General features: G+C 57.6%; 18 protein-coding genes and 1 pseudogene. 13 read left to right on the top strand and 6 right to left on the bottom strand.

Going from position 1 to position 22,080, the window contains the following annotated elements; translation table 11 throughout:
- Positions 1 to 552: a hypothetical protein gene (locus tag GGD63_RS31000; protein WP_210316038.1), complete on the bottom strand. Its 552-nt coding sequence runs from the start codon at positions 550 to 552 to the stop codon at positions 1 to 3.
- Positions 553 to 1,255: 703 nt separating this feature from the next.
- Between GGD63_RS31000 and GGD63_RS30995 the strand changes: the two genes are divergently transcribed.
- Complete coding sequence (locus GGD63_RS30995; RefSeq protein ID WP_183247658.1) at positions 1,256 to 1,726, top strand: hypothetical protein; 471 nt, start codon at positions 1,256 to 1,258, stop codon at positions 1,724 to 1,726.
- Between the two features lie 450 nt (positions 1,727 to 2,176).
- Here GGD63_RS30995 and GGD63_RS30990 read toward each other — a convergent pair whose 3' ends face one another.
- The 3 genes from GGD63_RS30990 to GGD63_RS30980 all read right to left on the bottom strand — a co-directional run bounded on the left by GGD63_RS30990 (position 2,177) and on the right by GGD63_RS30980 (position 6,152).
- A complete protein-coding gene (locus GGD63_RS30990; protein WP_183247655.1) occupies positions 2,177 to 3,598 on the bottom strand; it encodes a UvrD-helicase domain-containing protein in 1,422 nt (473 codons plus the stop codon).
- A complete protein-coding gene (locus GGD63_RS30985) occupies positions 3,585 to 5,297 on the bottom strand; it encodes an ATP-dependent endonuclease (protein ID WP_183247653.1) in 1,713 nt (570 codons plus the stop codon). The genes GGD63_RS30990 and GGD63_RS30985 overlap by 14 nt, the downstream gene beginning before the upstream one ends.
- Before the next feature lie 468 nt (positions 5,298 to 5,765).
- Positions 5,766 to 6,152 carry a hypothetical protein gene (locus GGD63_RS30980; RefSeq protein ID WP_183247651.1) on the bottom strand — a complete coding sequence of 129 codons (387 nt, stop codon included), beginning with the start codon at positions 6,150 to 6,152 and terminating at the stop codon, positions 5,766 to 5,768.
- A gap of 270 nt (positions 6,153 to 6,422) precedes the next feature.
- Between GGD63_RS30980 and GGD63_RS30975 the strand changes: the two genes are divergently transcribed.
- Both GGD63_RS30975 and GGD63_RS30970 read left to right on the top strand, forming a co-directional pair.
- The gene (locus tag GGD63_RS30975) at positions 6,423 to 7,259 is read left to right on the top strand and encodes a DUF2806 domain-containing protein (RefSeq protein ID WP_210316036.1); all 837 of its coding nucleotides are present in this window, start codon (positions 6,423 to 6,425) and stop codon (positions 7,257 to 7,259) included.
- 477 nt (positions 7,260 to 7,736) lie between these two features.
- Positions 7,737 to 7,991 carry a hypothetical protein gene (locus tag GGD63_RS30970; protein WP_183247646.1) on the top strand — a complete coding sequence of 85 codons (255 nt, stop codon included), beginning with the start codon at positions 7,737 to 7,739 and terminating at the stop codon, positions 7,989 to 7,991.
- 384 nt (positions 7,992 to 8,375) lie between these two features.
- On the opposite strand, the gene GGD63_RS30965 is transcribed toward GGD63_RS30970, so the two are convergent.
- On the bottom strand, positions 8,376 to 8,951 hold the full coding sequence (locus GGD63_RS30965) for a hypothetical protein (RefSeq protein WP_312013446.1): 576 nt from the start codon (positions 8,949 to 8,951) through the stop codon (positions 8,376 to 8,378).
- Positions 8,952 to 8,999: 48 nt separating this feature from the next.
- Entirely contained in the window at positions 9,000 to 10,313 is a 1,314-nt protein-coding gene (locus tag GGD63_RS30960) for a DUF2130 domain-containing protein (protein WP_183247644.1), read from the bottom strand.
- A 526-nt stretch (positions 10,314 to 10,839) separates the two neighbouring features.
- On the opposite strand from GGD63_RS30960, the gene GGD63_RS30955 reads away from it, so the two are divergent.
- From GGD63_RS30955 to GGD63_RS30910, 10 genes and pseudogenes are all read left to right on the top strand, one after another.
- Positions 10,840 to 11,118 carry a helix-turn-helix transcriptional regulator gene (locus GGD63_RS30955; protein ID WP_209312059.1) on the top strand — a complete coding sequence of 93 codons (279 nt, stop codon included), beginning with the start codon at positions 10,840 to 10,842 and terminating at the stop codon, positions 11,116 to 11,118.
- A complete protein-coding gene (locus GGD63_RS30950; protein ID WP_183247643.1) occupies positions 11,108 to 12,451 on the top strand; it encodes a type II toxin-antitoxin system HipA family toxin in 1,344 nt (447 codons plus the stop codon). Before GGD63_RS30955 ends, GGD63_RS30950 begins: the two co-directional genes overlap by 11 nt.
- A gap of 59 nt (positions 12,452 to 12,510) precedes the next feature.
- Positions 12,511 to 12,648: a MarC family protein gene (locus GGD63_RS40650; protein ID WP_283812003.1), complete on the top strand. Its 138-nt coding sequence runs from the start codon at positions 12,511 to 12,513 to the stop codon at positions 12,646 to 12,648.
- 255 nt (positions 12,649 to 12,903) lie between these two features.
- On the top strand, positions 12,904 to 13,329 hold the full coding sequence (locus tag GGD63_RS30940; RefSeq protein WP_183247641.1) for an Hsp20/alpha crystallin family protein: 426 nt from the start codon (positions 12,904 to 12,906) through the stop codon (positions 13,327 to 13,329).
- Between the two features lie 72 nt (positions 13,330 to 13,401).
- Entirely contained in the window at positions 13,402 to 13,800 is a 399-nt protein-coding gene (locus tag GGD63_RS30935; RefSeq protein WP_135174471.1) for an Hsp20/alpha crystallin family protein, read from the top strand.
- A gap of 90 nt (positions 13,801 to 13,890) precedes the next feature.
- Positions 13,891 to 14,599 (top strand): annotated as a pseudogene (locus GGD63_RS30930) (TCP-1/cpn60 chaperonin family protein); the annotation flags it as partial.
- A 760-nt stretch (positions 14,600 to 15,359) separates the two neighbouring features.
- The gene (locus GGD63_RS30925; protein WP_183247639.1) at positions 15,360 to 16,403 is read left to right on the top strand and encodes an IS110 family transposase; all 1,044 of its coding nucleotides are present in this window, start codon (positions 15,360 to 15,362) and stop codon (positions 16,401 to 16,403) included.
- 928 nt (positions 16,404 to 17,331) lie between these two features.
- Positions 17,332 to 18,582: a Tm-1-like ATP-binding domain-containing protein gene (locus GGD63_RS30920; protein ID WP_312013443.1), complete on the top strand. Its 1,251-nt coding sequence runs from the start codon at positions 17,332 to 17,334 to the stop codon at positions 18,580 to 18,582.
- Positions 18,575 to 19,438 carry a phosphoenolpyruvate hydrolase family protein gene (locus tag GGD63_RS30915; RefSeq protein WP_183247717.1) on the top strand — a complete coding sequence of 288 codons (864 nt, stop codon included), beginning with the start codon at positions 18,575 to 18,577 and terminating at the stop codon, positions 19,436 to 19,438. The genes GGD63_RS30920 and GGD63_RS30915 overlap by 8 nt, the downstream gene beginning before the upstream one ends.
- Positions 19,431 to 21,206 carry an FAD-dependent oxidoreductase gene (locus GGD63_RS30910; protein WP_183247637.1) on the top strand — a complete coding sequence of 592 codons (1,776 nt, stop codon included), beginning with the start codon at positions 19,431 to 19,433 and terminating at the stop codon, positions 21,204 to 21,206. The genes GGD63_RS30915 and GGD63_RS30910 overlap by 8 nt, the downstream gene beginning before the upstream one ends.
- Positions 21,207 to 22,080: the final 874 nt, after the last annotated feature.

Below are 22,080 nucleotides of genomic sequence, written 5' to 3'. Positions count from 1 at the left end.
TCATGCCCGTCGGAGCGGCTGCTTGGCTGTGGCGGCAAGCTCCAGGGATAACTTCGGTACCGACGACGATCCATGAGAGCCAAGGCTCACGAGCCCGATGTCAGATCCAATCGGCAGCGCAAGCGCCTCGGGTCGCAGATAGACGGACCCATCCAGCTGCGAGCCTAGGCGTTGCTCCGCTACTGTCATCTTTGCCTCGTCCGCCGCAACAAACAGGACTTTGAACCCTCGGCTTGCAAACCACTCCATACGGCGAAGCTCGAGCTCCTGACCGCGATCGAGCGGCACTCCTGCCGGTGTCCGTTCAATCATGGAGGCAGGCGGAAAGTTCGTCACTCCGGTCATCCTTGCGCCTTCCAACAAATCACCAAGATCTTCCCAGCAGGCAAACGGGTCGATCATGACGATCGCTGCATAGCAGGAAGGGGGCACTTTGGGCCCCGCTTGCAAGTCCCGCAGGAGACAGTCGTTCCAGTCGATGACGGGAAGCGTTGCCATGACCAGCATGGCGTTTTGTGGAAGGGTCCGCAGTGACGGCGCATAGATCGTCATCTGATCACCGCGAGACGAGGAGAGACTTACGGCAAGGCGACCTAAGACATTGGCTCTCACGGTTTCTACCCAACCCTACCCAATTGATGCTTCCGCCGATCTTACACGCCACTTCATCCAGGTCTAGACCACGACGTCGATCGTTATCGGAAGGAATGGTCGTTGGCGCCGTTCCTCCTGGCTGCTTAACTGGGCTCTCCGCGCCGTCCTGAGTGCCGGATGCGATTTGCTGCAGGGTACTGAGCGAGCTCGGCTCGCGGTGAAAGAGGGCGTGAAGCGTCTCGGGTAAAAAATTTCGGGCGAGCTATCTGCGCCCTACGGATCCGCTAGCAGACCGGCTCGTCTGCTTCCTCCCTGACTGGCGCCGCTGCTGGAAACTCCGGCAGCGGCATCTTTTTGACTCGGACCGCGCCTCGCCGCGCGAGAAAACTGGTGTCGCGGAATTGGACGGCTCGCGACCATGCCGGAGCCTAAATTCATCAAAGATCCGCCAGCCACGCTTGCCCCCGTCGGTTCATGGGAGGCGGCTTCCAATCCACACGGTGGCGCTCAATCACCTCGTTTCGGAACTGCTGTACCTTATCGGGCGCCTTCATCGAAACGCAGAGGGCCCCGTCTGGTCGCTCCATCGCGAGCGATCCTTTCGATGATGCGGCAGGCCCGGCACACTCTTGGCTGGCTAAGGACCTCGGACGCTATGGTCATGATTGAAGTGCTTCGCAGTGCAGCCAGTGTACTGCGCGGCCTGAAGGTTTATGGCCACTCCGACAACGTGGGGGTCCTTGTGCCACGGCACATCGACACGACCGTCCTCGAACAAAGCCTGTCGGATGCGTTCACAGCGCATCCGGCTGGTCCGTTTATCCTTACAACATCTGGATCGAGATTGTTGTCGCAACCATCGAGATTTCTTGGATACGACTTCGTAAAGCCAATGGGGCAAAATGCGAGAGCAGACGCGCCGAACGTAGACGGACGAGAAGCAGTTTTCTGCGGCGATATACTTACTGCTGAAAGCATGGCCGAGCTGAAAATGGTGCGGCACAAATTCTTGGGCTATTGCGCGGCATTCAGGCTGTCCAACGACGTTCGCGAGATGCAGGCGCGCTTAGTTAGCCTATTCGATGCAGAAGTTCACTACCGCCAGCGCGTGGCTCAAGAGCAGGCGAGATAGATGAGGGGGCAAGGTCTTGGCATTTCACCTGTTCTCTCCGTTTCGAAACAAGAACCATTTTTAGCAAAACGGCCCTTGCAAGGGCTCCCCCCGCCCCCACTTATTGTGGTGCCTCTCTTTACTAGCGCGTAAGCGCAAATACTCACTAGGCGTAAGCGAGCGGGTTTTCCCTGGCCGGATTAGGTTGTCACCGGACGGGAGCCAGAGCCCGTGAGCATTCACGAGACCAATTGGGTAGGGTCCAAACCGCCCGAAATCCGATCCCTGTTTTAGCTCTGACAACCAGGGCGTCCAAACAGGAGAGGTAGAATGAATATCGTTGCGGCGGGTCGGATCGGCCCTTGGAGATTTCTGTTCTCGTTCCGATTTGGCCGATTGTGGCAGTAACAAGAGAGGCCGCCTTCTGGCGGCCTCTTCGCTTCAGGCGTTCATTGCCGCATTTTGCGGACCTTACGGATCAAGAACGTCGGTGTCAGAACAGACAACAAGCGTTCGGCTGCCCCGAGTCATCGCGACGTACAGGTGGTTACGGTTCATGATTTCGGGATTCAAGATAACCGCTACGTCCGCCTCCAGACCCTTTAGCAGCAGCGTGCTGCCTACGGTGCGTTTTGCAAGCGGTCGACCAATAAGCCGTGATTCCTCTCGGACCTGAACTGCGGCGTCGAAAATCGATGGCGCAGCAGATGACTCGCACAGCTGAAACATCTTATGACATCCCCGTAGGACCGGCGGGCGATGAGCACGTACGCCCGCTTCTTTATTGATGGCGGTTAGCAATGCAGATGCGCCAGCATAGCTGGGCTTGGCTGCGAACGCCAAGGCGGCCTGTTCGGTCTCAGTAGGAGCCTTCCTAGCTTTGCCAGACTGAAGATTTTGAACGCGCGTGAGCAAGTCGTCAGGTCCTACATTTACCATTACTTGGGACGCGAATTGGACAAGTCGAAAGAGAGCGTTGCTTGCGTTCAGATCGAATCCGCGCGCAAAATCAACGAGGTCACGCAAGTCCACGCTTTCTGCAGCGACAGCGCCGGGAGTTTGCCTGGCATACCGTCGTTGTTCCGTAGGCTTGGTAGAATCGGCGATAATGAGAACCGACCCATCGGCGGTCGGAGCTTTCGTCAAGCATGCCTTGAGGCGAAGCGCGTGATCCTCCGAGCCATCTAGGGCGATGTGAATTACATTTTTTGGCGCAGAAGTAAGATCAACGCCGCCGCCGGCCAAAAGCGCTTTACGAATGTCGAGCAGCCATTGTCCAAAGGCTTTTTCACCGGCATTGATCCAACGCCAAGGAGTCTTCAACTCGCCCGCATCCCCAAAGCAAGCAAGGACGTCAGTATCCCAATCAACGAGTGCGTTGCCCTTGAAACCGAAGATTGCCTGCATAGGATCGCCCAGTACACAGCAGCGCAGTGGGTCCGCAAGGAAAGCTGTCATCTTATGCTGGATTTGCGAACAGTCCTGATATTCGTCAACAAATAGCCGGTCATATGTCGCTGAGAGAATTTCATCGAGGTGCTCTTCGTTGAGCAAGTTTACTGCAGCAGCGCGGATGGTCGGATAATCGGTTGCGGGATGGGTTAGGTTTAGTATCGCGGGGGCGTGACCACTACGCTTCGGAAACATCGCTATCAACCTCATCGCGAAGCCATCGAGCGTGGAGAGGCGATACTTCGATGTCGCGACCCCCGCACGGTCAAGCCTGCCTCGCAGCGCGGCCACACCAGCATTCGTATGTGTCAGGACGAGAATAGGCTTGGGCCCTGTATGCCGCGACAAAGCGCTTGCGATTAACTGTGTCTTGCCGCATCCAGCCGGAGCGGTGATTGCGCCCTTCTCGATGCTGAGCAGATCGATTTCAGGATCGGCCATCTTCGATCCACGCGAACATGCCCTCGATGATCGCGCGAAACTCGGCATCGCACGTCGCCAAAGCTGGCCCGACAATCTCGCGGCCGCAATGCTCCATAGCCGTCACGTTCTTGAACCATGCAGCGCTTTTTGTCGCGCATGCCTTCATCAGGCAGTTGCGGATATCCTTGGTGACGTTTGCCCGGCAATCTTTAAGGGTCAATTTCCCGGCTGAAATTGATTTGATGTGTTCGCCGATGATATCCGCGCCGTGCAGCGCAACGGCATATTCCAGCAGCTTCGTAACGGCATCGGAGGGCAGGGCGTCGAATAATTCGTCTTCGAGCGCGCGTCCAGCGCGCCATTTGAATATCGCTCCAACGGCTTTAACGAAGGCGGCTTCTGCTGTTTTATCGGGTTGCACGTCATCGTCACGCAAGACGTTTGTGCGGTAACCTAGGCTACGGAACGCTTTAGCGCGCGGGTAAATGTTGTCGCAACCCCGGGCGTCGACAAGCGCGAGGCCAAGCGCCTCCATGGTGACCTTGCCTTGCGACGCTCGGAATTGATCGATGCCACGCACGAGGCCAACCTCGCTGGCGCCTTCGCATATCAAAACCGATGAGCTCAAGAATGCTTCCGGATACATCCGAACTGTACCTTGAATGGTGGGCTTTGACCCGACGAGTACGGCTTTAGGCCCTTCTTCACCCCGCCGAAGAACCGTCAATTGGTTCGCCGATAATTCGCGGACTGCTACAGGCGAATGTGTCGTCAGGAACCCTTGCAACGGTGGTCGCTCTTCCTTTGAGCCGATCGAATGAAGGAGCCGGATCAGCCGGTGTGGCTCCAATCCATGTTCGACCTCGTCGATTAGGATTACGGTCGCATCCATGGCCGCTTTGCGTTGGAGACCGGCGACCAGCAATCGTGCCGAGCCGGTGCCCAGCCCGCGAAGCGGAATGCCGTCTTCGTTGTGAAGGGAAATTGTGCCGCCACTAAACGATACGGAATGCGCATCAAGCAATGCCTTAGGATGTGTGCCAATATCGATTCCGAGATCGCGGGCGGTATCGCCAACGATGCCGAGAGTTACTGAAAGTTGCTTTTCAGCTATATCGCCGAAGGTGATTCGTGCCTGTCGTGCAGCCTCGGCCATCGCACCAGAGGTCTCAGCTTTTTCGTCGGAAAGCTTGGTTAGCACTGAGCCGCGCCGCCACGCCAAATCATTCTCGGCGTAGGCGCCGATCCGGGTTGCGCAAAGCCTGATGCGGTCGCCCCAAGTGAGAAAGCGGGTTTGGCCCTGGGCCGCGGCGCGCTCGGACGCGAGCGTCCATATAGGTTCAAGATCGCTTTTGACGGTCAGGTTCAGGGTAAGAACCGTTTCCGAGCCATACTCCGGTTCGTCATCGATCACGCCCGTTTCGGCATTAAATGATCGCAAGTACTGGCCATAGGTCTCTATACTCTTGAGACCATCATCCAGCTCACCGATGGTGATCGAGATGGAAATTGGCGCGCTCACATCTAGGCCGTAGAAATCGGCATCCGAGAAAGAAAGGTGGCGCCGCGCACCAAGACAAAGATCAATCGCATTGAGCACGGAGGACTTGCCCGCATCGCCAGGGCCGATGAGGCAGTTCAAACCTTCCGTAGGTCGCCACGTAAATGTCTTTAGGCTGCGAAAATTTCGGATGTCGATGACGCGAATTCGGGCCAAGGTGACGCTACTCGAATCGTGGGAATGTGTGCGATACTACAGCTCAGCAGCCGTTGCTTGCCATTGAAAATAGGTGCAACTTTAGGATAGATAGCACGTAGCCGATAACAAGGTCCTCTCTGAGTTAATTGGGGATGGCTTCTCAAAGCGTTTGAAAACAATACAGAGCGAAGCCCCCCGGTCACCCTAAATTATTGAGTTTTCAAAGGATAGTGCGTCAGCTAACGGACGGCAAATGCTCTGCGTGGTATCGAGGACAAGCGCCTAGAAGCAAGCTACTAAACGTTTCTTGGCTTGGCGAAAAGTAAAGGAGCGCGGAAAATGAGTGCCGCAGATATTAAGCCTGTCTTGCGTGTCGAGCCGTCGCCAACCGAAGGCAAACTGCGAATTGCCATAACGGACGGTAGAGACGAGTTAGCATCTACGGAGATAGATGCATGGGCAGCAAGCGCGATTGCTGTGGGGATTCTAGAAACGGCCCGGCAAATCGGACACACGCCGGACCGGCTGAATGCTCCGAGCATAGAAGGGAGTTTCAGCGCCGTGCCAGCAACCTCCACGACCGTTATCCAGAGTCATGTTCCAGAGTGTAAGACCCTGGTGGCCCGCTTTGGACAAACATATCTTGGGGTGGCCATTCATCAAACGCAGATACCGGCACTTGTTGAGCTCCTGCAGTCGGTACCGGTTCAGCGCCTGAACTAGGCTGTTGGTTTTTTGCAGCTGATTTTTTTGAGCGCGTTTGTGGCTCACTTTCATTCCGACCATCATTTCCTCGTGCGGCTTTGGCTTCATCCTCACGAGGGCGCCCATAAGGCGCTTGGTGTCTCCCATCTCATCACGAGTCTTTGTCATGACAGACTCTCACAAAGCTGCTGCACTTGCACTCAAGATAGCGTGCTCTGACTCATGGCTTCAAACATTGAGGCAGCCGTGTGTCTATCCACCTCCCGACGGACATCCGTTATCCCAGAAGCCCAGGGTGTTTGAACTCCCACCTCAACCATACAGGCTGTGATTTCGATCTCGGGCGCGGACAATGAAGTCCGATTCGCCACGCAGAGTTTAGCGTGTAGAGTGCCCGGCAAGTGAATGCCGACTATCTTTTGCAATCATAGGTCGACAATGGCAGGTGACTTACAAAATCAGGGGCAGGGCGGCCTACCGACACTTGGCGATTGGCTTGCTAATTGGCTTGGCTTCCAACTGCCGTCCATCCCCATGCCGCAAACGGCCAAAAATCTCGACAAGGCTGTTGGCAAAATCCTGTTGGCAGCTGGCGAGAATGTCGAAGCTCGCATTAAGGCAAACACGGGCAAGCAGGAAGCAAAAGGCGAGATCGAAATTGAGGGAATGTATCGTACTGAAGAGGATCGGCGTAAAATAGAGAATCGCGCGGCGACCGTAAAGGTTGCTGTTGATGAACTTAACGCAAACCCCAATCAGAAGGCTGACGCAGCGCAAGAGATCGACGACGACTGGTTGAACCTTTATGCCAAGCTCGCTGAGGACAAATCATCTGAAGAGCTGAGAAGTCTATTCGGCAAAATCCTTGCTGGTGAAATCCGCAAACCCGGTTCCTTCTCATTGAGAACCATGCAATTCGTGTCGGCCCTTTCACGGGATGAGGCGCACAAGATCTCTGAGTTCTTTGCGTTTGTGCTATCCGACGAACTCGTGCCAACGCCTCGTGATCTAAATAATGAAAAGCTGCCGGGGTTTCGCCCGAGAAAGCTGATGGAGGAGCTTGGCATTGCCTCAACATCCAATCCCATTGGAGGGCTTGAAATCAATCCTCAAGTGTTGCCGCACAACACACTTTGCTTCATAGCCTCCGGGTACGCGATACTAATTCGTAACAACAGCGATGAAACACTGAAGTTCTCATTTTCCTTGCCAAATTTTAACGTCGCTTGGCCGAGAATTGTACTCCATAGCGAATCCACCGAAAACACCAACTGAGTATCTGAGAGAAACGGCTCAGCTTGTGGCTCAAAGCATACGTCGAACGAAAGCAGGTGCCGGGAAGATTACGGTCACTGTTGTCGTTGCTATCGCCGCCGTTGATGGAATACGAGAGGGTACGACGATATACGCGGCCGATGTAAATTCTTAGGATGTGAGGGGCGATCCCGCCACGCGGTTTGGGGCGTGAGGCTGAAACGCATTAGAAATCAATGGGAGCTACTTTCCCCAAAATTGCGGCTATGCTTCTGATTCTAATTGCTTCCCGCAGTTGCCGATCGGGCGCTCGCTGGATGCGGCCCGCTTAGCCGGGGCAGTCCAAAACATCTCCGCGGGGAAATTCAAAGATCAGGTGTCGGGCGAATTGGCGAAAAGCCTGTGGGTTCGTCAGAACGTCGCGGATATTGATGCGATTCCGCATATCGCTCGGAGCGTCTGATCCAAACGACGATGCGAATCGGAAGACGCCCTGGAATGGCGTTTAACATCAGTCCCGCCTGGAGCCGACCATTAACATGGGAGTTGATGACCCGAATATTCATGGGCGGACCGGAGATGGTCCGCGTACTGGCCTCAATTGAGATTGAGGTCCCTAGCGAGCACATTCTGTCGCGGCTTGAAGCGGAACTCATGCCGTTCGGAAAAGCTTTCTTCCTGGAGGCTGCTCCCGATTGGACCGGTTCTCTTGACCTTAAGAACGCCGAAGCCATGAACATCGTGGAAAGCTAACGCAAGAGCAGGTAGGCTGGGGCTATGAGCAAACTTGTTTCTGGCAAGACCAGATATCCTTGCCATAGCCTGGGGGTGTTCGCCTAAGATCCGCACCTGGAGGTCGGTGCCAGCGGCCCAGTTTGGGCTGAGGCGGATGCTCGGATTGGATCCGGCGGCTCTGAAGAGACGTTCCAAGAGATGTTTCCGAATCTCGCCGAACACGCAAAGAGGCACCCCTCGCCAGTCTGAAGTGGATCATCCTCTCGATTTCGGAGGCCTGGACCGGCGGCTATGCCGTACGTAGATTTCTGCTCACGGTCGAATTCGTTTCAACACCACGCCCGCGCCGATCGGCCTCTGAGGCCGAAAAGCAATTTCAACACGAAAATCCGAATAGCCGCTTCATTTCAAGCCGGATCGGCTGATTATGCCCTGTATCGTGTTCGCCTGAGAGAAACTTATTCCCATATCCAGCGCGAGCTTGAAAAATTCTTCGACGGCTTCGTGCTTGGGAATGCGGTGCCGTCGGCAAATTGCGATCGCCTTCTTCGCAAGATCGATCCCATCGCTCCCGCTGACCCACTCGGGGTTGTCGACTTCCCGTTCGAATTCGGAAATTGCCCCGGTCGGTAATTCGCATCCGTGCAGAAAATATCTAAGATACGGCTTGAAGTGAGGGTGCTCGAAGATCTCTTCACCTCTGGTGCCGTTTCTTTCGAAAAGGCTTTGCCGAGACCCCTTCAGGCGACCTGGCTTGTACTTGGGATCCGTGAAAAAACTGACGCGATGCTGAGGTATCGCCCCACGATCGATGAGAGATTTCATCACCGCCAAAATCGGTGCGCGATTGCTTTGGTAGACTGCGTGTGGATCGATCGCAACGGGCAAGTCATCCCGAAGATCAATCTTACTCAGAAGCTCTTGTTCTTCGGGTGTTAAAGCAATGTGGTACCTGTTCATGCGGTTGTTTTGGGGCACGCCCAACTCTCCGTTCGACTAAGGCGAATGGCGGGGATCGATATGGGCTTATCCTACTTTCCAGTCAGGTTCGCCTGCGGCTTCCAACATTGGGACCTCTAGACTGGGAATCTCCGGCATCGCCTTGCCGGCAATCGCTTGCAGGTCACCAACCATGCCGACGGTCGATTCGATCACGGCCAATATTTGCGTTTCGCGCTTGGCCCACTGCCTTCCCAAGAATCTGCGCTCCTTATCCAAATCCTCGCGCATATCGTTAAACTTCTCGACCACGGCATCCACCCGTTGGCGGAATTTTGTGCCGGTCAGGTATTGGTAGACCTGCTCCATCTTGGTCTGCTGTCCCTGTTGAACCATGCGCGAACTATTGACGTCGATAAGACCCTGGCGGAGAGCCACTGCAACCGGGAGCGCACATCGCGGATGAGCAACCCAGATGCCGTCGATGAGATCGAAATGCTCTACATGCTTCGGTAGAGCCAGTGAGACGATAAGCGCCACGTCCGCGCCACAGCGGCGTTGATCATCGCGAAGTTTTGCAAGCCAGCCGTCGCTCCAGGCCTTAGTCCGCTTCGACTCCCATAGGATGATGCCGGCGGGCTGACTGATCGAGCCGTTCACCTGCTGCATCACGTCGGCACCGAGCTCACCTTTGCCGACAGGCTCAATCAGATCTGTGGGAAACCTTCCCCGGAGCAACTCCTCCAGCTCAAGTTCGAGAACCTCACCTTGCGACTGTTGCGAACCTTGCTCGGCCTTGCGCTTCAACTCTTCGATCGTGCGGGCCATGGATTCGATTGTTTGGTCCTTTTCCGCAACGCGCAAGCGCGCGGCTTCGTCGGCATCCTGCCTTGCCTTAGTCTGGATTTCCCCGATGGATGCGTGCACGCGTTTTTCTATGGTTAAGTCGAGCTCCCGCTTTTCCTCTTCGAGCGCTCGTTGCTGTCGCATCAACTCGGCTTGTTGCTTCTGGGCCTCGGCCAGCTTGAGGTTGTTGTTGGCCAAGCTGGCCCTTAGCTCTGCAGCCTCCGCTTCCTTCGCTTGTAGCTCAGCGGCAGCCGCCTCGCGCGCCTTCCTTCCCTCGCTAGCGGCAAGTTGCGCCCTCTCTATCGCCAATCGTTGTGCGACCCGGTCTTCAAGTTGCTCGCGTTCCCTCGTAAGTTGCTCTCGTTCCAGCCGCAGCGCCTCGACTTTTCGAGCCAACTCGGCGTCCTTGCTCGCCAGCTGTTCCTGAAAGCGCTGACGCGTTTCCGCGAGCAGCGGAGCAGCCAATGATTCCGTCAGGTGGATCTCGTGATTGCAGTTGGGGCATTGCAGGGTCGGTTCAGTTGAAGCGCCGGCTGCGATTGCTTTAAAGTTCATGAACTTCCCCATTCCGACCGGTCCGGATTGTAAATCAATCCAAGTGCGATTGGGCCGTCTGCGGCGGCGATGTCTACATGCTGTTCGCCGGTCGCCGCCCTTTTCCACGCAATCCGCACTTTTGAACCGGGCAGAAGTCGCCCGCTCTTTGGCAAAGAACTGGCTTTGCCGCATTGAGCGAGGTTGAAAGGGCAGTCCTCGATGTTCCTGTTATGTACTCGCGAGGCCGCCGTCAATTGGTTTCCCATCTGATGCATGTCGGGATCGGATCAGCGGGCCCATGTTGAGGCGCAAGGTGCACACGGTTAATTCTCAGCCTGGGAAGTCTTGGCGTGTTAAGGCGCCAATATGTGGCTTTGCGGTAGCTTAAGGCGCCAAGTAGTTGACATCGCAGGGAGGGGGTTGCTATATTTCTCGGTGCCATAAGGCGCCAATAAGCCTTTTAAGGGAGCCTTAAGACGCCATGCCTCCTCGCAGTCAGTTTATCAGCGCACCACCCTCTGCCGTTCAGGAGGCGATCAAGCGCTTGGGCAACAACCTCCGGACCGCGCGCCTGCGCCGCAACCTGAGCCATACAGAGCTGGCAACTAAGCTGGGCGTAGATCGGCACGTCATCGCCGATGCTGAGAACGGGAAATTGAGCACCAGTGCCGGCGTGTATCTCGGCATGCTGTGGGCAATGAATCTTCTCCCGTCTCTTGCCGACGTTGCCAACCCGAAGAACGATGAGGAGGGGCTCGCTCTAAGCGGCCTCGATGAGCGCGAGCGTGCGCGACAGGGGGGGGGACCAAGCAATGCCTTCTGAGGAATGTTTCGTCTATATCACGCTGCCAGGCCAGACAGAACCGGTTACGGCCGGGCGGTATCAGCTCGACACGACACGCCAAGGTGCCGCCGTTGGACAATTCGTCTATGGCCGCAGCTACCTCGAGCGAAAGGACCGCGTCGAGTTCGATCCGGTCGAGCTCAAGATTCAAGTTCCGCCATTCCGGACAACGAAGCTGCGGGGCAATTTTGGCGCGTTGCGCGACAGCTCTCCGGACGCCTGGGGACGCAAGCTGATCGAAACTCGTCTGGGCAATCCGTCGCCGAGCGAAATTCAATATCTGCTCAATTCACCCGACGATCGCGCCGGCGCCTTGGGCTTTGGTCTCAACGTGCAACCGCCGGCACCTGTTCGTACGTTCAACAAGACGCTGGACTTGGCGCGTTTAATCGAAGTAGCCGACCAGATCGTTGCCGCCGAGAAGGATCCAGCAGCAGCAGCACCAGCAGGTGCTGACGCTGAACAGGCAGAGGCGTTGATGCGCGCGGGCACTTCGATGGGGGGCGCGCGGCCGAAGGCTACTGTCGAGGACGAGGGTGCGCTTTGGCTCGCGAAATTCCCCCACCGCGACGATCGATGGAATAACCCTCGGGTCGAGCACGCCATGCTGACCCTTGCTCGCGGGTGCGGGATCTCGTGCGCAGAGAGCCAGATGACCACGATCGGCGATAAAGATGTCGTCCTGATTAAACGGTTCGATCGGAATAAGGCGGAGAAGGGTTACCACCGCAGCAGGATGGTGAGCGCCTTGACGCTGCTCGATGCCGATGACACGCCTGATACTGTCGATAAGCGTCAAAAATGGTCATATCTCCTGCTGGCTGATGAAATTCGGCGAGCCGCATCCGGAAGTCAGTCGAAAGATCTGCCAGAGCTGTTTCGGCGGGTGTGCTTTAACGCTCTCATCTCCAATACCGACGATCATCCACGGAACCATGCCATCTTGGCAAAGGACCAAGCGTGGTCTCTGTCACCGGCATACGACCTCACCCCGAACCCGATGATTGCCTTGGAGCGCCGGGACCTGGCGATGGCGTTTGGCAACTGGGGGCGTTACGCCAACCGGCTCAATTTGCTCTCGCAAAGCGAACGTTTCCTCTTATCAAAAGAAGAGGCAACGGCAATCGTCGACGGCATGAAAGCGACCATTGGGGAGTCGTGGTATAGGGTCTGCCGACAGGTTGGCGTCAGCGAGCGTGACTGCGAATTGATCCGTAGCGCGTTCGTTTACGAAGGCTTCGGTTACGATTTGGCGGATCCGACGATCGCAACCGACGACGCCGAAGAGCTGCCAACGACCCGTCCGCGTTAAAGCGAACGGGAAATCTGCCGAAGCGCGATGATCGCGCGCTCATCAGGCGGCCGCCATGGATGCCAATCGAGCGCTTCTTGGGCAGGACCGGCATTAATGTCATGACCCGCGTCAGGGCCCTCATCGTCGCAGCGATCGGCGTGAATTTCATCACGACGGGCATCAGGAGCGAATTGCCAGGATTGGCAGGCCAATAAGATGGGTGTCCCCATTCGGCCCGAGCCCTCGCTGACATTTTCAGAATTTAGCCAGTACGAGAAGCAAGCGGTCCTGCTTGCCGCCCGTGAGGCGCAATGAATTATTACGATAGCTCAATAACTTACACCCGCGCCGGCTGACGAGCCACTGACTAGCACTCACCTCTTGAAAGTGCCAGTGATCGTCCCAAATCAAAGCCTCGAGGGGCGACCATGATCCTTCCTCGCCCCGTCAACAAAATAGGGGTTGCAAACATGATCATGGGATTTGCTGATCCGTTCGACACACTGCTCGACCTACAACGCTCCCTTGAATCGACTTTGGCCAGCGACTGGCTGCAAGATCTCACCACCACTCGCGGGCCATTCCCACCGATCAACGTTTTCCAGCAGGGCGACGACATCCTGGCGATTATCGAATTGCCGGGTGTTAGCAGAAGCGACCTGCAGATCCAGGCCAAGGAGAACTCGATCCGCATCTTCGGAAAGAAGGCGGTCGGCTATCCCGATGAGACGAGCCTGCATCGGCGCGAGCGCGTGTCTGGTGATTTCGACCGAACGTTGTCATTGCCGGTGCAGATCGACCCGGATGGCATCAAGGCCGAATATCGGGACGGTATCTTGGCGCTATTCCTGCCGCTTGCAGAAAGCGACAAACCGCGCAGCATCAAGATCACCTGAACCCTCTGTCGCCACCAGTTCGACCGAACGGCCGAGGACCGCGTGGCGTGGCAGCTTTGAGGAGTAACTATCATGGCTTCTAAGAAGGAACTGCAGGTCGCGCAGAAGCGCGAGTTGGAAAAGAAGGAGGAGACTACCATCCCTGCCCGGATATTTATGCCGAGCGCGGACATCTATGAGACCAAGGACGGGCTCAATGTGGTACTCGAGATGCCGGGGGTCGACAAAAATAGTGTCGACATTCGAGTTGAGGACGACGTGCTGAAGGTCGACGGAAAGCTCGACTTTTCCAAATACCGCGGTCTCCAGCCCCTCTACACCGAATACAATGTCGGGCACTTCTCGCGAAGCTTTCGTCTCTCGAGCAAGATCGACCAGGGCAAGATCGCAGCTGAACTCAAGGACGGCGTGCTGTCGCTCATGCTGCCTTTGGCCGAGAAAGCCAAGCCGCGAGCGATTCAGGTCAACTGAAGCGGCGCTAGGCCCGGGTGGCGTGCGCTACGTTGCATAACTCGCGCTCCATCGACGTTGGCGATCTTGTGGACCGCAAAGAGTCGGGAGGCTGATGCAATGAAAAAGGTTGGCAACGAGGGAGTGATCACGGTCGAGGAAGCCAAGAGCCTGAATACCGAGCTCGAAGTCGTCGAAGGCATGCAGTTCGACCGCGGCTACATCTCGCCCTATTTTGTCACCAATGCGGAGAAGATGCGGGTTGAGCTGGACGATCCTCAGCGGCGCCGGTAAGAAGTCGGAGATCGAGGCGCGCATTAAACAGATCAGGACCGAAATCGAAGAGACCACTTCGGATTATGATCGGGAAAAGCTGCAGGAGCGGCTGGCAAAGCTTGCTGGCGGAGTTGCCGTCATCCGGGTCGGTGGCGCGACAGAAGTAGAGGTCAAGGAGCGGAAGGACCGTGTCGATGATGCCATGCATGCGACGCGCGCAGCCGTCGAAGAAGGCATTCTTCCGGGCGGCGGAGTAGCGTTGCTACGGGTTACGGCGGCGCTGGCGAAACTCAAGCCCGCAAACGACGATCAGCGACACGGCCTGGAAAGCGTCAAGCGGGCGCTAACCTGGCCAGCACGGCACATCGCGGAAAATGCGGGAGAAGATGGATCGATCGTGGTCGGAAAGGTGCTTGAGACCAAGGACTACGCCTGGGGTTTCGATGCGCAGACAGCAGAATACGGTAATCTGTTTGGGAAAGGCATCATCGACCCGACCAAGGTCGTAAGGTCCGCATTGCAGGACGCAGCTTCGATCGCCGCTCGGACGGCATGCTGCGCGTGGAGGTTCCGGGGACAGTCGTGACGTTCGAATGCAGTGAGACGATTTCGTTCGTCACGGTTTGCGGGAACACCGGCTCTTCGCTTTCGATATAGAAGTGATCGGTGTAGCTACAGATATCGGCGCGGAGCTCATTCTCCAAGATCAGAACCGTTCCTGTGAGGTTCTTCCCCGTGACGAGCTCGACGCAGTGCAGCGGTCTTGTGCTTTCGCTCTGCGGCATGCAGCACCTTCGGGTGTTTTACCTATTTGGTCCTTGGCTATGGCTAGAAACGCATGCCGCTAAAGCGCAAAAAAGATCAACACAGCCGCGCAAAACCGCCAGCGCGCCGACTGCACTAATCCTGAAACCCCACAGACTGACTTCGAGTCTTGGCTCACGCATCGCGCAATTCTCCATTAAGAATTCCGAGAATTACCTTGTGGGGGATTTCTTTTTGTCGCCGTTGTTCAGACGGCCGTCAACCATGCGCGGATTTCTTGTCACGGATGTCTTTGAAAGGCTTTTGAAACGCCCTTCAAGGCGGCCTTAACATAAAGAGATCGACGACCCGCAAAGCCGCGGTGGCGGCAGTACCTCTGGCTAAGTGATTCGCCTATGCCAGAAACAGCCATGACCAAAGATGGCCTGGGCGTATGCGGCTCTGCGGCACCGGTGCTCTCGTGTTGGGGTGGACGGCCCCCTTCCGCCGGTTTGCGTGGCAAGATGGGTCATCGATGACCTGAAACGAGGGAGCCGCCCGTGGAAACGATTGTTCGCATCGGTTTGGACACGTCAAAGAGCGTATTTCAGTTGCATGGCGTTGACGGGATGGAGCAGCCGGTCCTTCGGCGTAAGTTGAGGCGCGGCCAGGTTCTGGCGTTCTTCGGCCGTTTGCCGCCGGCGCTCGTCGCGATGGAGGCCTGCGGAGCATCGCACTATTGGGCGCGGGAGCTGCGGTCGCTGGGGCATGAGGTGGCAATGATCCCGCCGCAATATGTCAAACCCTACGTGCAGCGCGGGAAATCCGATGCGGCTGATGCGGAGGCGATTTGTGAAGCGGCCAGTCGACCGAAACTGCGGAAGAACTTCGTTCCGATCAAAAGTGCCGAGCAGCAGGGCGCACAGATGCTGACACGTGTGCGCAACCAGTTTATCGGCAGGCGCACCCAGCTCGCCAATTCGATCCGCGGCTACGCCGCAGAGTTCGGCTTTACAGCGCCCAAGGGGCTTTCGCGGCTTCCGCAACTGCTGATCGACATTCGGGCCGACGCGACCGTCCCCGATTTGGCGATGGAGTTGGTGGAGGCGCTGGCGACAGAATTGGCACGCGTCGATGATCTGATCGCCAAGCTCGACAAGAAGCTCATGCAACTTCACAGGAGTAACGAGATGAGCCGACGACTGGCGACTATTCCAGGAGTTGGCCCGATCGGCGCGACGCTGCTGTCAATCAAGGTCGTGGATGCCCGCGGGTTCAGGTCGGCAAGAAACTTTGCCGCCTGGCTTGGCCTGACGCCAAAGAATCACTCGACGGCGGGCAAGAACCGTCTCGGTGTCATCACACGCGCTGGTGACGGCATGTTGCGAACCGTCTTGGTGGCTGGTGCGACGGCTGTGATCGCGGATGTGCGACGACGCGGTCGCTCTTGGCCCTGGCTGGAAGACTTGATCACGCGCAAGCCGCCGAAGCTGGTGGCCATAGCGTTGGCGAACAAGCTGGCGCGGATCGCGTGGAAGCTGATGGTTAGCGGCGAGCGGTACAGGCCCGTTAGCAGTGCCGTACCGATGCCGACGCCGACCTAGACGTGAACGAAATACAGAGCTTGGCGCCAGGCCGGCAGGTTTGACGCTGGCGCCGGAACTTGCAGGATAGGAAGAGGTGGTACGTTCGGCGCGAGCCGGTCATGTGAGACACTCCGCTCGGTTTACCGGCAGGAAATGCCGCTCTCGTGTTTGGATCTCACTGTCCGCGAAGCCCATCTTGGCCAGTGGTCGTAAGACCCGAAAATAGGCCGGACATATGAGCGCGAGCGATCCGAGCATGCTGCCCGAGCCAATCCTTGTAAGTCGGGGACCGTCCACATATGAACCGAGCCGCATAGGGCGTCTCGGCCATTCGGCTTCGATCACGCTTGCGCGCATAAGGAGAGCGGCCACGCCGCTCGCATCCCTTCTTCCTGTTGCTAAAGGGCAGCACGGCCCGCCCATGATGTTTGAAAGCCCGAGCCGCCAAGGCGCCGTCGCATCGGCACGGGCCTTCACTTCCTCGAAGCGGTTGCGCGCGGCCTGCTCTTCCTGCCGAAGCCGTTACTCGGATCGCTAGCCCCTTGCAGGCGTCGGCCTTGACCTCGAAGCGTTCAGTCCCTTGGGGGCGACAAATCGTGCGGTGAAGCGGGACATGGGATTCCGGCTCCGGGGTTCGGCGCGCGGTCTCCCCCGGGAAATTTTTGCACCAAGATTGGCTTGATCGTTCCTGTTCTGTTTAAGACGAGCCTGGAGGCGGCGTCAATTAAGGGACCGTTTCAATGGGTTACATGGATCGCCTTGGACGAGCCCTGACAGTCTCAGAATCTAATTGTTTGGGATTTCGAGTTCTCCGCGAAGCGGCTGCTGCTCATATGGCTGCTTGGCACCTACCCAACTTTACCCAGTTGCGGTCGTATCCGGGCTTATGGGCCATTTTACTTCGATCTAGACCTCCAAATGTCCAGAAACGTCTAGGAGGAAGATCGTGTCTCACCATTGCGCGGGCGACCTGAGGTCGGTCCGGGATGGTCACGCCTCCGATCATGCGGGCAAGGTCGCGATTATCGCAACCTTGGACACAAAGGGCCGCGAAAGCGCTTATCTCGCGCGCGTCATCGAACAGTGGGGCCGCAAGACTCTTACGATTGATGTAGGCACATCAAACAGGAGGTGCAGAAGCGAGGCGGATAGCAGCGATGAACGGGTGGCTGCACCCGCTGAGCTCTTACGGGAAATAGCCGCGGGCGCGCGTGAAGAAGTCAAGGAGCTCCTGCGATCAGGTGCGATCGACGCCGCCGTCGGAGTGGCGGGCGGCAAAGGTAGCGCAGTCTTCGGTGAAGTTGTATCGGATTTGCCGTATGGATTCCCAAAGCTGCTGGTGAGCAGCGCGAGGCCAGCCCTCCTGGCCGAACTCGCCCTCCACCATGACATCATCCTCTATCCGACCCTGATCGATCTGTTCGGAATCAACGCGTTCACCGAACGCGTTCTGGACAATGCAGGGCGCGCCATTGCGGCGATGCGCTATGTGCCTGCTCGAGAGCGGCGGAAGAGAAAGACTGTTGCGATCACTGCCTTTGGGGTCACGACGCCGGCGGCAAATCGCTGTGTAGCGCGGCTGGCAGAGGCAGGCGTCGACGCGATTGTCTTTCCGGCCAATGGCGCTGGGGGCCGCAAGATGGAGCAGCTCGTGTCCGCCGGTGAGTTCGATGCGGTGATCGATTTGACCACAACCGAGCTCGCTGACGAGCTGGTCGGCGGCACGGCCAGTGCAGGTCCGGATCGGCTCAAAGCAGCTTCTCACCGCACGATTCCTCAGCTTATCGCGCCGGGAGCTATCGACATGGTGAACTTTGGCCCTCCCTCGAGCGTGCCTGCCGAGTTCAAGGGGCGCCAATTCTATTCGCATACCCCCTTCACGACGCTCATGCGCACGACCGTCTCGGAGAACGAGCGCATAGGCAGGCTCACAGCAGAGCGCCTTTCGCAAGCAAAGGCGCCCGCCCTCGTTTTGTGGCCGGCCAAGGGGGTGTCTGACTATGACCGGGACGGTGGAATCTTTCGAAATCCTGAAGCCGATAGAGCCTGGTTCGACGCTGTCAGGCAAAATCTACCGCCCTCGATCATCGTCCGCGAGCTGGATTGTCACATCAACGATCCGGAATTTGCAGACGCGGCCGCATCGTGGATCGTCGAACGACTGACACCAGGAGGGTCATCCCGTGCGGATGTTTGATCGGCCCGAAATACTCGCAAATATCACGGCTCAAGTTGCGGCGGGAAAGGCAGTGCTTGCCGCGGCGAGCAGTTGCGGGCTCGTCGCAAAATGCGCAGCTCTGGGCGGGGCTGACATGCTCGTGGTCTACAGTACTGGGTTATCGCGGTTGATGGGGCTGCCGACGAGCCGGATCGGCGATTCCAATGCGCGCACGCTCGAGCTGGCGGCGGAGATCCGCAACGTCGTCTCCTCCGTGCCTGTTATAGGCGGTGTCGAGGCCTGGGATCCCCTCCGGCTCGACCTCGATGATCTTCTGGACAAGTTCTGGGCTGCCGGCTTCTCCGGCGTGATCAACTATCCGACCATTTCAACGATGGGTCAGAAATGGCGTGAACGTCGAGGCCGCGTCGGGCTCGGCTTTGAGCGTGAAGTTGAGATGATCGCGGCGGCCCGCAAGAAGAACATCTTCTCTCTCGCCTATGTCGCAAGCCCGCACGACGCCAAAGCGATGGCCACGGCGGGAGCCGACTGCATCGTCCCACATGTCGGCGCAACGCGCGGCGGGCTTGTGGGGCATGAGGAGGGACAGTCGATTGAAGAGGCCATCAGGCGCATCAACGACATCAATGCTGCAGCTCAAGCCGTCCGCCCGGACGTCGCCCTTCTCTGCCATGGGGGGGCAATCGCTGAGCCCCAGGATACCTCGGAAGTCTACCGATCGACCGGATGTGTCGGCTTCGTTGGCGCCTCCTCGATCGAACGAATCCCGATCGAGCGGGCGGTGAAGGCTGCTGCCGAAGAATTCAAAGCCGTTCCGCTCCCGCGAGAGCGTCAGCATTCACTGCAGAATCTGCACCGAGGCATGAATGAATAGCCCAATCACCGAATTGAAACCCAATGCCGCTTCCTTCTCCAAGGCGAGCAAGCCAACGCACGATATGGAGACGGACGTGCTCGTGATCGGCAGCGGCGCGGCTGGACTGTCCGCAGCGCTCTATGCGGCAAAGGCCGGACTTCGCGTGACGGTGTGCGAGAAGTCTGACCGGCTCGGTGGCACGACCGCCCTGTCGAACGGCATGATCTGGGTTCCATGCTCAATGCAGGCCCGAGCCGCGAAAATCGATGATTCGATTGCGAATGCGAAGATCTATCTGCAACACGAACTTGGCAACTACTATCGCCCCGAGTTCGTGGACGCCTATCTTGAAGACGGCCCAACGGCGCTCGCCAGCTTGGAGAATGGGAGTGAAGTGAAGTTCACACTGGCCTCCGCTCCGGATTATCATTCGAGCCAAATCGGCGGGGTCGACAAGGGCCGGGCGCTGAGCCCCGCACCTTACGACGGACGGCTTCTCGGCAAGGATTTCGACCTGATAGGTGATCCGATTCGCGTCGTGCTCGGCGGCATGATGATTTCGTCCGGCGAGGTCAGAAGCTTCCTCAACCCCTTCCAGTCGGCTGCCTCGCTCAAACACGTCCTGCGCCGGGTCAGCCGCTACGCGGGCGACCGGCTGCGCTACAGGAGGGGCACTGAACTCAGTGGCGGCAATGCGCTGATCGCGCGGTTATTGATAAGCCTGCGTAGATATGGCGTTGAAATCTGGCCACGCTGCCCGGCAGTAGATCTGACGAGGGAGGGAGGGAGAGTTACTGGAGCACTCCTCAAGCGGGATGGCACCGATCTCCGCGTCCGCGCCTCGCACGGAGTGATCCTGGCAACCGGTGGCTTTGCGAGGAACGGAAAATTGCGAGCCCAGCTCAGCGGAGCCCACCAGCACAATGACACGCTCGCCCACAGCGATGTCACCGGCGATGGTATTGCGCTCGCAGGCAAGCTCGGAGCTGCGATCGACAATGACGTGGCATCGAGCGGCTTCTGGACGCCCATCTCGATCCTCAGAAACGGCCGCTCCTCGCAAGTGGTCCCGTACGGCTGGCTCGATCGTGGCCGTCCAGGCGTCATCGCCGTGGGGCCAAATGCCAAGCGCTTCGTCAATGAATCCAATTCGTATCATGATATCTGCCTTGCCATGTTCAACAACGGTTATCCGGCGGACAAGCGGTTCTATTTCATCTGCGACAAGAAATTCGTCCGCCTCAGGGGCATGGGACACCTGCTCCCCTGGCCATGGACATTGAGCATCAAGAAGTATGCCCGGTTGGGCTACATCGAGATTGGGCGGACTATTGCGGAGCTGGCGGCGGAATTAGGCCTCGACCCCAACGAGCTCCAAAAGACCGTTGAAGAACACAATGCCCACGCAGCTGAAGGACGCGATCCGCTCTTCAACCGCGGTGAATCGGCTTTCAACCGCACGCTGGGAGATCCGGCGGTCGGAAAGAAGAACCCGAACCTTGGGGCTATCAAAAGCGGCCCATTTATCGCACTCCCAATTGTCCCGGCAACCCTTGGAACGGCCACCGGCCTCTCAACCGATGCAGAGGGACAGGTCCTGAATGGAAATGGGGCGCCGATCGCAGGTCTTTATGCCTGCGGCAATGACATGACCTCGCCGATGCGTGGGATCTATCCTGGGGCAGGCATTACAATCGGCCCGGCGATCGTGTTCGCCTACCGCGCGGTCCACAGCATCGTGCGGTCCGCGCGACAGGAGCAGCCCGCGGCGGCATCGGGAGCGTAAGCCGAATGTTCTCTCCTGTTCCCCGCGACGACGGACCAGGAGTAAAGCAGGAGTGCGCATGGCCAACCAGCACCGCTATAAACACGTTATGAGCCCTGCCGGGCTTCATGCAACTATGATCTCATGATCTGGAGGGGCACGATGCGCCGCTCACGCCACGCCAAGATCGTCGCAAGCGTCGGCCCGCATCAACGCTCACCGGGAGGCAGTTGCGAGCCCCCGGTGATGCTGAACTGGTCGGTGAAGAAGTTCGCCGACCGAAGCGCGTTGTCATGCGCCGTCATCAGGCGGCTAGAAGAGTATAATTACACGCCTCCGGCGTCCGACAAGTTGCTTCAAACCTTGTAAAACACGTTTGCGGGGCGAATTGAATCTACATTTCCGCTTGTTGGCAAGGCAGGTGTTCGGCCGCAATGAGCTTTTCAGTACTGAACAAACAGCCTGCGGCATAGTCAAGTGATGCGTCATTTCACCTGATTTCTTCCAATGGTTCGACATCGTTCGCCGCGGAACGCGTTTGCGCCCCCTGCGACTCGGTTAGGACATGCGGGTAGCTCTCCTATCGTTTGGCTGAATTGAAATTGGCCTGGCGAGAACGTTCGCGGCCCGCCGGCGGCTCTCTTTACGCGGGCGCAATGTCGGTTGCCCGGCGAACATTACCCAACATTACTCAGATCTCCATACGTTTCTCTAGGCAATCTCGCGCCGCATGTCGTGAATAAAGCGCCGAGAGGCGGGCCGCCCAAGAAGCCCACCATCGCCTGCAACTCCCATTGCCGGGATGACCTTCCAGGAGCGCTCTCGTGACAGCAGCCCTTCGCATTCCAACGAGTAGCTCGCGCCTTCAAGCGGTCGGCGTGAAGAGGATGTGCTC

It is taken from the genome of Bradyrhizobium sp. cir1 (assembly GCF_014198245.1).
Classification (GTDB): domain Bacteria; phylum Pseudomonadota; class Alphaproteobacteria; order Rhizobiales; family Xanthobacteraceae; genus Bradyrhizobium.
The sequence above is the reverse complement of the archived record's forward strand: the minus strand, read 5'-3'. Positions and strand labels throughout refer to the sequence as shown.